At 54.4% G+C, this 6,690-nt stretch carries 8 protein-coding genes; 3 read left to right on the top strand and 5 right to left on the bottom strand.

All coding sequences use genetic code 11. From position 1 onward, the window contains the following. Positions 1 to 79 precede the first annotated feature (79 nt). On the top strand, positions 80 to 502 hold the full coding sequence (locus RMO15_RS10435; RefSeq protein ID WP_309711642.1) for an HNH endonuclease signature motif containing protein: 423 nt from the start codon (positions 80 to 82) through the stop codon (positions 500 to 502). 54 nt (positions 503 to 556) lie between these two features. Here the strand turns inward: RMO15_RS10435 and RMO15_RS10430 are convergent, their stop codons facing one another. After that, positions 557 to 841: a helix-turn-helix transcriptional regulator gene (locus RMO15_RS10430; protein ID WP_309711641.1), complete on the bottom strand. Its 285-nt coding sequence runs from the start codon at positions 839 to 841 to the stop codon at positions 557 to 559. A gap of 132 nt (positions 842 to 973) precedes the next feature. Between RMO15_RS10430 and RMO15_RS10425 the strand changes: the two genes are divergently transcribed. Continuing rightward, on the top strand, positions 974 to 1,186 hold the full coding sequence (locus RMO15_RS10425; RefSeq protein ID WP_309711638.1) for a hypothetical protein: 213 nt from the start codon (positions 974 to 976) through the stop codon (positions 1,184 to 1,186). Between the two features lie 15 nt (positions 1,187 to 1,201). Then, positions 1,202 to 1,933, top strand: coding sequence for a hypothetical protein (locus RMO15_RS10420; protein ID WP_309711635.1), 732 nt, complete (start codon positions 1,202 to 1,204; stop codon positions 1,931 to 1,933). A gap of 56 nt (positions 1,934 to 1,989) precedes the next feature. Here the strand turns inward: RMO15_RS10420 and RMO15_RS10415 are convergent, their stop codons facing one another. From RMO15_RS10415 to RMO15_RS10400, 4 genes are all read right to left on the bottom strand, one after another. After that, a complete protein-coding gene (locus tag RMO15_RS10415) occupies positions 1,990 to 2,889 on the bottom strand; it encodes a replication-relaxation family protein (RefSeq protein ID WP_309711632.1) in 900 nt (299 codons plus the stop codon). 1 nt (position 2,890) lies between these two features. Then, entirely contained in the window at positions 2,891 to 4,999 is a 2,109-nt protein-coding gene (locus RMO15_RS10410) for a type IV secretory system conjugative DNA transfer family protein (RefSeq protein ID WP_309711629.1), read from the bottom strand. 242 nt (positions 5,000 to 5,241) lie between these two features. After that, positions 5,242 to 5,880 carry a hypothetical protein gene (locus RMO15_RS10405; RefSeq protein WP_309711627.1) on the bottom strand — a complete coding sequence of 213 codons (639 nt, stop codon included), beginning with the start codon at positions 5,878 to 5,880 and terminating at the stop codon, positions 5,242 to 5,244. A gap of 103 nt (positions 5,881 to 5,983) precedes the next feature. Further along, positions 5,984 to 6,690, bottom strand: a 707-nt coding sequence (locus tag RMO15_RS10400; protein WP_309711625.1) for a hypothetical protein, incomplete at its 5' end; no start/stop codon positions are given.

Below are 6,690 nucleotides of genomic sequence, written 5' to 3'. Positions count from 1 at the left end.
CTATGGCAAGCCGCACGACTACTTTCTCGACACACTGGGCGTCAGGCACCATCCTCTTGCTCGGAGAACCCAGTAACTCGTGGCACTGCGCCGTCGCCGAGGTGTCCGAGAGCGCATTGCGGAGCGAGCTAGGTATCTCTGTGAATACTGCCGCTGCCCGGAGAGCCATTCGCTGAGTACCTTTGCGGTGGAGCACATTCATCCACTGGGCGATGGTGGCCCGGATGAGGAAGATAACCTGGCAAACTCCTGCTTGGGCTGTAATGGCTTCAAGGGGTTGGCAACGATGGCAGTTGATCCCCTGACAGGTGAGGAAGTGCGTCTCTACAACCCTAGACTTGATGCCTGGGCAGAGCACTTCGCCTGGAGCGAGGACACACTCACTGTGATCGGGCAAACACCAATTGGCCGCGTGACGATAGAGCGGCTCCGTTTGAATCGTGCGGGCGTGGTGAACTTGCGCAGCCTTCTCAAGCTCCGTGGAATCCATCCCCCCGAGTGAGTACAGGCTAGACGCTGGGAAGCCAACGAAACCTTGCACAGTTTTAGAGCTGCCCTAGGCATCCGGGGTAGAGTCTCCAGCCAGCAACGAAGCAAGCTCTTCCTTGCCGGGAAACAGCTCCCCCACCTCAACTCCCAGCGCCACTGCGATCTTAGCTAAGTTGATGGCGGTCGGGCTGTACTTGCCCCGCTCAATCCCACCGTAGTAGCTCCGGTCTATCCCCGCCTCGTAGGCAAAGACCTCTTGAGCGATTCCTTTTCCTTCACGAAGCGCCCGAATCCTAACAGCCACCGCCTGGAGGAGCGGGTCGCGATTCTCCAGAGTTTTTCTCTTTTGCATCCCAATAGGATTGAAGAAAAAGCGGATACAAACCACGGGAAAAATCACACAGTATAAAACACCACGGGATATATACATGGTAAAATGACCAATCTGTAAAAGCCATGAGGAGTGGCTTGGGAGGAGCAAGCGATGGTCAGTATAAAGGTGGTTTCAGAAGCAACAGGAAACGTGGTGCACATGAGTCGGGTCGTGGTCTATTCCGGGGGAAACCACGAGAAGTACACAGACGATAAAGGGCTCGCTCACTTTGAGAGCGTTTCACCAGGAAGCCACACAGTTTACATAGACGGCAAGGACAAGGGCGTTCAAGCGCTTTCTGGCGTCACCACTTTTTACATCTGAAAGGAGAATATCAAAATGTCTATACAGCAATCGCAATCTTCGAAGGAAGTAGACGTCATCATTTCCCTGCTTGAAGATGTAGAAGGGCAAGCTGATAGGCTTGCTTCCTACGCTCCCGAGAATCAAGAGCAAGTAAAAGCAACTATCGCGAATGTAGAATCTCTGATTAGCGGCGATCTACGAATCGCCTACAAACAATCCAATTCCCTTACCGGAGAAGAGGCTAATTTCTGTCGTGCCATGTGCCTGTATACCGAGGCAGACCTCCGCCGAAGATTCCACTCAGCTCAAGGCGGAGCGCGTGGAAAGCAGGCGGCGAAGGACGCTACCAGGCTGGCCGAAGAATCGCTTGCACTATTTGACGATCCAGATCACCATCAGATATTGGGACTTTTATATACGCATCAAGAGATGTGGGACAAAGCCAGAGTTGCCTATGAGAAGGCTTCAAAGAGTGATGATCCCGCGATCGCTACCGAGTCACAAAAGGAATTGCTCCGACTGAAAGAAAAACAACACGCAGCAACCGATCCCATGTTGCGAATGGAGAGCTTCGCCAAGCAATGGGTGGACTTTACTAAGAGATACCCACGCGCTTTACGCCATGCCGTCGTTGCGCTCATCTCTTTTACGATTTCTCAACTGCATAAAGAGCGTGACATCATTTGGCTTTTCTTTGTTCTAGTTGCTTTGAATCAATTTTGCACGAGCATCTATTGGTTCTATAAGATAAAGTTTCGCAGATAAAAATCTCCACTTTCTACCAGAAATTCTTGGACAAAAATCACATCGGCAGCCCCAGTCTACAATAAGGCATAGGACTGAGACTGCCCTGCGACCAGCCACACAGAGTCGTGTAGCCCGGTCTGCTCCAGGGTTTGCGCGGTTATCAACCAGAACTTTCCCGCGAGGCGCTCATCACCGGCAAGCTCCGCGATCAGGGCAGCAAGACGTTCACGACGAGGTTCATCGGGGCACAGCACTAATACCCGAGCGTTCTTGTAGCCGGTGCTTTCCAGTAGTTTCCCTGAGCTGAACAGAGCATGGTAGCGGGTGAGCTTCTCCGCCCAGCGCGTTTTGCCGCGCTCCGTCCCTCGATCCACCTCGACTAAGCCAACCAACACTACCGGGCGCTCGTCCTGGGCAATCTCGAAGACGAACCAAGCATCGGGTTTGAGGACTTGCTTCTCCCCAAGTTCCAGGGTTGCGCCTATGCCATCCTCCCAGCGAAGCGTTCGCCCGACCTCTCGATAGGCCATGCCCTCAAGCCAGACGCGCACATCACGAACGAGTAGCTCATGCCGCAGGAAGAGGCCATTTTTGGGGTTGTAGGCAGGATAACTGTGTCCGAGATAGCGACTATCCACAACGCCAAGCTCAACTAGGGCTCGCACCGCTTGGACTGTTGGTACATACAGATTCGGCGCACTCCCATAAAGCAGCGTCTCATCGGCAGGAGCACCTTCCGGCGCAAGAGCAGCACGCGAGACGGCCACAACCTCGACGAGCCCCGAGTCGAAGAGCTGGCGCATCTGCCTGCGTGTTCCCTTAGGGGAGAGCTGCCCAAGAGAAACAAGCTGAGGTAGTGAGAGCACCCGGCACTCAACCAGAAACCGCAGTAGCTTACGCTTGATCGGCGTAAGCGCGACCAGTGGCTTCGCAGCTGGGCTACGACGATAGCGCGACGTGCGCGAAACTGACATGCTAGGCAAGGCTTCCATCGTTATCCACCTCCCCGCCCTTGAGTAATGCCAAGGCAGTTTTTCCAGGGCTGACTCGTGGCGCACTACTGCTTGCGACCGTCCGCCGTGGCTGTTTTGACCTTCCAGACCGCCCTCCCTTCTCCTCATCCTGCATTGCCACAATGTCAGCCCCGACCTCTTCAAGGCGACTGACTTCACTGCGACGCGCCTGATAGATTCGCTCCAAGTCGGGGACTGTCTGTCCACTTGAAACGAGCGCTTCACTCAAAAACCTCTCAAAGCCCGCAGGAGTTGCAGGGTCAGGCACTTTGACGACCTGGGTGATAACCGGAGCTTCTGGGGCCAGCACCACCACAGCGCGAGCGGTTGGTAATTCCATCAGAAGACGCACCCACCGATCACGTCGCTCACTTTCGGTAATGCGTGTCACCACCGAGAGCTTGGGCTTAGGGAAGAGAACAGCGAGTCGCAAGGGGGCTGAGCCTGCCACTCGGTACTGCTGGCGTGAGAGCCGAGCAATATATCGTCGTAGCTCAATAGGCTCGCCGGTGTCCGCAGCATGAACATAAAGGCGCGGAATCCGAGAAAGCCTGGCAAGCTCTAAGAGCCTATCAATCGGATCAAACTCCCAGATCTCGGGCAGTTCTTCCCAGGAAGGCGTGGACTTCTCCCAGCCGTCTGGTAGCTTCTCCCACGGCATCACAAAATCAGTCTCGTACTTCGGTAGCTGAACGATTCGTCCCAGTAAGAAATCCTTCCACGCTCCATTGGAGAGACGTAGCTCGTTACCCCAAGCATCCAAAATCGGGTGCTGCATTGCCGTCCATGGCCCGATCATCTCCCCCGTCTTTACATCTTTCTTTAGCTGACTAGTGGCTTCAACCGTCACAACCTCACCACCTGTTCCAGCAGCAAGTGAGGCGGCGATGACACGGGCATCGTCATAGCCAAGTCGAAAGAACGCTCGCACCGAGGTAATAGCAAGCAGTGACTCCCGCAGCTCATCGGAGAGCTGGCCCAGGTGCTGACAGGCCACTAGCATACGGAGCTTACGAGAGCGGGCAATCGCCAAAATCTGATTTACCGCATTTCCAATAAACTTCCCGGAGACTCCCATCTCATCAAGCGAGAGGCACACCGGCACCGGGCCATCAACACGCATCGCGGTGCGATAGAGCTGCCAGGCAAGCATTCCGCCCAGCAACCGGGCACCCTCATCTCCCAGTGTTGTCTGATCCAGATTCACCAGAACTAGGCGCTGACGCTGCCAGAGCGACGCAATATCCAGAGTGTTCTTCTCGGCGCACAGGAGCGAGCGCAGAAAGCCAGAGCGCAAGAACTCACGAAGCTTGTTCATCACGGGAGCCACTGCCGAAGAGCGCTCCGACTTTCCCCAGTTGGCAAACTCCGCCGTGAAGTATTCGTGCGCTTCCTGATAGGCAATCGGGTCAGGCTGCTCCACTTCTTGAGTGAGTAGACCCTCGCGATACTCGTCTCGCTGGAGAAAACGAGCAAGCTCATAAATCGAAAGCCGATGGGTTGCGATGATCAGCAGGGCGTTCGTTAAGAGATCTTGCATTCGTGGTCCCCATGACGATGTGCTCTGAGCAAGTACCGAAACGAAGTCCGCCGCCGCTTGTCCTGGCGGTGTCCCCGTTTGCTTGTAGTCCAGTGGATTCCAGCCCGGAACGCCTGCAAGGTTCGCGTTCCCTGGCATGAGCATCGTCACCTGATCGGAGGTAATTCCAGCCTTTTGTGCCATGAGCAAAACGTGCTTTATGGTCTCAAGTTTGGGATCCATCATCACCACGGAGCACCCGGCTTTCAGCTGCTCATAAAGAAGCTGCATGGCAAGGCGAGTCTTTCCGCTTCCCGTTGCGCCACAGACTACAGCATGACGCGCAAGCTGTTCATGGCTTGCTGCAACGGTGGAAATCTTGTCGTTTGGCCCGGTGTGCCGTGGCATCGGCAGCTCGAGTTTTTCGCAGGCATGGGCGCGGAGCCACGGCTGATCGGCGTGCGGAATCAGCTCGGGGTCGTCCGAGACGACGCGGAATCGTGTGCTGGATTGCTGAGAGTCGTGGAGTATTCGAGTGCCGATTCGAACCATGAGATTTTGGTTTCCAGAGTGGGAGCCAGCGATGCGAAGTCATGTTTTCGCAGGTGTGCTGGATTTGAAAAAACGAGAGGGATGAGCATAAGGACGAATAGAGTCCGAAGGCTAAGAGCTATGAGGAATGGAGAAGACAGTTACAGCCCGAAAAAGCCACTTTTCCCTCGACAGGGTGCCTCTACAGGTGGGTTATTAACTAACCCTCCGATAGGACACCCCATTGCCCACCCGATAGGACACTAGGACATGGTTCGTCGCAGTGCTCGAATGCGTGTCTCCACCTCGTCAGCAACGTACTTTGGAAGCCGATCATGCAGCTCTGAAAAGTAGGCTTTCAGACCTTCTTCTCCTGCTAACCCCGCCGGGATATTCGATACGGCTTTAAGGGCAAGAGCCTCGATTTGCTGATCTGAGATATGCACACTCAGCGGTGGATCACCCGACTTGGGTGGGAATGGCCGAGGAACGCCATCGTCTTGCCCGATACCAAGACTATCTAAATCAGTCTGAAGTCTATGCGCTCGCGCTTGGTTTACCTCGCTGCGACCTCGTTCCCCATCTCGCTCCCCGGTAAACACCGTGCTCCGTAGATCGATCTGGGCCTGCGCGGTTCGTCGCTGCTCAAAGAGCACCGCTTGTTGTGCCTTGAGCTTGCGGATGGCAGGCTCCTTCATCTTCTCCTCTAGCCATGCTTCCCACTTGAGGCGAGCAATCCCAAAGAGACCGCTCCGACGTGCGGCGCGCATCTCTTCCTCCAGACGCCCAATACCACCATCCAGATCAAACGCCTCATGTTGCTCGATCACCCTACCCCGTGGCCGAAGCCCCTGGGGAAGTACCGCGAGGTTCCCCTTGGACTCGGAATCCTTGATTGACATATTAAGTAGCCGCTCCCTTCTCGCTGCCATAGTGCGGCAGTAGTGGGCATACTGTTATGTCATCGCAGAGCTGGATGCAACGTATATATGTGCTTAAACGTGCTTAAACTACGGCGGGGTCTGAAAGAAGCTGATACATGATCTTCTCATGAAATGCATGTGTCGAAATAAATCTAGCTCCCACTATTGTCCCCGCATGAAGGTCAAAGTAGAGTTGCCTATACCCTTCACGAAATACTCCTCGAAGGGGCAGTTGATGAAAAGTGGCATCTCCATAGCTCAGAGCAAAAGTAGAGCCTTCCTCAGCCTCGCAGTCATAGACAACAGTCGCACTCAAGAAGTAGGACTTTGGGAGTATCGCATAGGACAGATTCTGACGACGCTCCTCAACTTCAAGCCGCATCATGACTCGCTCAATGTACTCCGCACGAATGGGACGATCTCCCAATTCTTCAGAGATAGTCTCGGAAACAACTGCGGCCAGAAACAAGAAAAGATCCTCTTCGGAAGAGAATGCCAGCAAATGACGACTTTGCTGATTTGTCGGCACCTCGCGCCCATGCAAGCCATGTGTCACAACAAATGCCCGGATCATATTACGACCACCGCTAGAGTCGATGACATCTCGAATGTAAGGGGCAATGACAAAAGTAACCCCCTTATCAGCAGGATTCAGTCCCCCTGTCTTACCATGCGTCTCGTAGGGGTGTTGGCGATATGCATCAACAAAGTCAAAGCAATAATCAAACTGCTTACTCAGCTCATCAGCGTGCACCGGAGCACGCTGATGAATGCGTTCGGTAACCGCTT

This window comes from Armatimonas sp. (assembly GCF_031410135.1).
Lineage (GTDB): Bacteria > Armatimonadota > Armatimonadia > Armatimonadales > Armatimonadaceae > Armatimonas.
This window is presented reverse-complemented; position numbering and strand designations above follow the sequence as displayed.